At 44.6% G+C, this 522-nt stretch carries 1 pseudogene; it reads left to right on the forward strand.

The features are described from left to right. Window positions 1-522, forward strand: a pseudogene (locus R7R24_RS30310) (FAD-dependent oxidoreductase); the annotation flags it as partial.

Genomic DNA, 522 nt, shown 5'->3' on the forward strand with positions numbered 1-522 from the left:
TCTCGTTAGTCAACGGCCCACCAATTTGTCACCTTCATGCGGGCGGTAATTTGTATCGTGAAATTTCTGAACAACAATGTTTGGATTTGCTTACGCAATCTATAGATACGATCAGACTGTATCCTCACTCACTGAATATTCGTCCTACCATTATTGCCGTACCTCACTCTGATGGGGGTGACCCATTCGCGCTGCTGCCTCGCTTAGAGGTGATTAAAAGTGCTTACCAGGCGTTGGTCGACAAAGACGAACACAACAAAGTACTTGGCGAGCCTGAAGAGTATTTCAAACTGTATTCGAAAGAAGAATTGCAGGAACTGGCAAAACAAAACCAACCAGAACATCCATCCACCTTTGATGAATGGAGCATTCCTTTTGCTCAGCACGCTGATTTAGAGCAATTAAAATATCCGGTCGTTGCCGTTCAGGAGTATGGTTGGAGCGTGTTCCGTTTAGCGGCTATTGCTAACTTAACCTTAGCAAAACTGCCGAATTCAAACGTGATTACTCAAGCGACACTGA

The organism is Vibrio sp. 704 (genome assembly GCF_033339295.1).